2 protein-coding genes are annotated in these 2,660 nt (G+C 38.4%); one reads left to right on the plus strand and one right to left on the minus strand.

Annotated elements, in window-relative coordinates; genetic code table 11:
* Positions 1-254: 254 nt before the first annotated feature.
* The gene (locus ADI58_RS07140) at positions 255-800 is read right to left on the minus strand and encodes an NADPH-dependent FMN reductase (protein WP_049522000.1); all 546 of its coding nucleotides are present in this window, start codon (positions 798-800) and stop codon (positions 255-257) included.
* A gap of 389 nt (positions 801-1,189) precedes the next feature.
* Here ADI58_RS07140 and ADI58_RS07145 point away from each other — a divergent pair, with 389 nt between their 5' ends.
* On the plus strand, positions 1,190-2,386 hold the full coding sequence (locus ADI58_RS07145; RefSeq protein ID WP_049522001.1) for an MFS transporter: 1,197 nt from the start codon (positions 1,190-1,192) through the stop codon (positions 2,384-2,386).
* Positions 2,387-2,660 lie beyond the last annotated feature (274 nt).

The raw sequence follows: 2,660 nt of genomic DNA on the forward strand, positions 1-2,660 counted from the left end.
ATTTGCCAAAAAGAAAAAAGACGATGAAGAGGAAGCTTAAATAGATGATCTCATCTGATCCTTAGTAGCTTTCCCTGCATAAAGTCTTTGTAAATCAAAAAGAACTAGAAACATCACTCATTTGTGAGAACTCTAGTTCTTTTTTTCGTATTTCAAGAACTAGTCATTCAATTGTTGATGAATTGTCTAGTTCTTTTATATAGAGGGCTAAAAGTCTGTCCGATTGTCTGTTTTAGAATAGCGATTAGTGATGACTAGATCGCATTGACCAAGTCTTGAGCTTGTTTTTCAAGTGAGTTTAGGACTGTTTCTTCGAGAACCAATTTTCCGTCTGCCCAAGCAGAGGCATTAACACGTGCAGCAGTGAAATCACTAACGACTTGTGTACGGATAAATGGCAAGAGATCTTTGTAAATAGCGAAGAGTTGATCGTGACCGGCATTAGCTACAGATGATACGGTGACAAACTTGTCTTGAAGGGCAGAAGCACCACGTGTATCAGACAAGTCAAGGGCACGAGATAGCCAGTCAAGCAAATTTTTCACTGTTCCAGGGATAGAGAAGTTGTAGACTGGAGAGAAGATCCAGATAGCATCCGCAGCGAGAACCGCTTCACGAGCAGTAGCTACAGCTGGGTGAGTTGGAACTTCTAAATCTTGGCTGAAGAGAGGAAGGGTTGAATAATCAAGGTAGCTAACTTCTGCTTGACCATCAAGTGCTTTCTCAGCTTCGAGAGCCATTTGGTGGTTAAAAGAACCTTGACGTAGTGATCCGACGATAAATAATACTTTTTTAGACATGATGTGTCTCCTTTTTCTTAAATTTTCGAGAACTCTCTCGTTGTTATAAAACATATTACAACAAAACAAAAGGACTTGCAAGAAATTTGCTCAAAGATAATTAAAACTATAAAATTGTAGAAACTCTAATCACTTGCGACTGGAATGCATTTGATTTTCGAAGAGTATTCTAACATTCTCTTGTAATATGATGACATAAGTGCTAAAATAAACAAGAAAACTCGCAATAGAAACCGCAGAACAGCTATTTTCCGGTATCATTTCATAAATCATTAAAGGAACAATAATGGCATTGAAGAATGCTTCTAAAAGGGGTGGAGATCATGTAAGGCACAGATTAACAAGTGACGGACAAAAGAAATAATAATACACTTGTTAAAGGAGAAAATATGTTAATAAGAAATTATCGGAAAAATATTGGCCTGATGGCCGGAGTTGAGTTTTTTGCATTTCTAGGGATTACCAGTTTTTGGATTCTCTTTCTCAGTCAAAACGGAATGTCTCTTTGGCAGATTGGACTTCTGGAGAGTATCTTTCATGCGACCAGTCTTCTCTGTGAAATTCCATCTGGTATGTTAGCTGATCGCTATTCCTATAAGACCAACCTTTATTTAAGCCGAATAGCAGGGATTGTGTCTTCCATTCTCATGTTGACAGGGCAGGGAAATTTTTGGATTTATGCACTAGCGATGGCTGTGAGTGCCTTGTCTTATAATTTTGATTCGGGGACGAGTGCAGCAATGGTCTATGACTCGGCTGTAGAGGCTGGACTAAGGGAGCGTTATCTATCCATTTCAAGTTTCCTATCAGGAGTAGCAGAAGGAACTCGGTCTTTGGGGACCGTTTTGGCAGGATTTTTTGTCCATGGTCAATTGCACCTGACCTACTATATCATGATTGCCACTTCTATCATAGTTCTTTTCCTGATTTGGATGCTGAAAGAACCTAGTGTCAAGCTAGAAAAAGCTGATAGTGTGACCATGAGACAGATTATTTGGACTGTTAAGGAAGAGTTGGAGCGTAATCCCATGCTGTTCAACTGGATGGTTTTGTCTCAGATTGTCGGAGTACTCATGTGCATGTTTTATTTTTACTATCAAAATCAGTTACCAGATTTAAGTGGTTGGCAAATTTCAGCAGTTATGCTACTTGGAAGTCTCTTAAATATCGTCGCAGTCTATCTAGCGAGTAAGATTGGAAAGAACTATGCTGCCTTGAAGCTTTTCCCTGTCCTAGTTCTGCTGACTGGAGTTACCTATATGCTGTCCTACTTTGGAACACCTCTAATCTATATTTTGATTTATTTGATGAGTAATGCTCTATATGCTCTTTTTCAGCCGATTTTTGACAATGATTTGCAAGAGCGACTCCCAAGTGAAGTAAGGGCAACCATGCTGAGTGTCTACTCTATGATGTTTAGCCTGAGTATGATTGTCTTCTTCCCACTGACAGGCTGGTTGATTGACAATTTAGGCTTTGTAGTAACATTTCTTTATCTAGGATTCTTTTTAGTCATGATTGGCCTTCTACTTCCTATCTTTTTAGGAAAAATGGCTAAAAGAATGGATGATAAAGTGATTCCATAGATCAAAAAAAATTACGAAAACTTGAGTGTCAAGCTCAGGTTTTTTAATAGGTTGATTTTGGATCTGTCTTTACTTTTCTTGCTCGGTTTTAATCAAGAAAAATCGGTTTGCTTTGAAGGAAGAAATAGAATTGGTTGCTTATACTCAATGAAAATCAAAGAGCAAACTAGGAAGCTAGCCGTAAGCTGTACTTGAGTACGGTAAGGCGAAGCTGACGTGGTTTGAATTTGATTTTCGAAGAGTATTCTTGCATTCACTTGTAATAAAGCTTAAT

This window comes from Streptococcus mitis, from assembly GCF_001074635.1.
Taxonomy (GTDB): Bacteria; Bacillota; Bacilli; order Lactobacillales; family Streptococcaceae; genus Streptococcus; species Streptococcus mitis_E.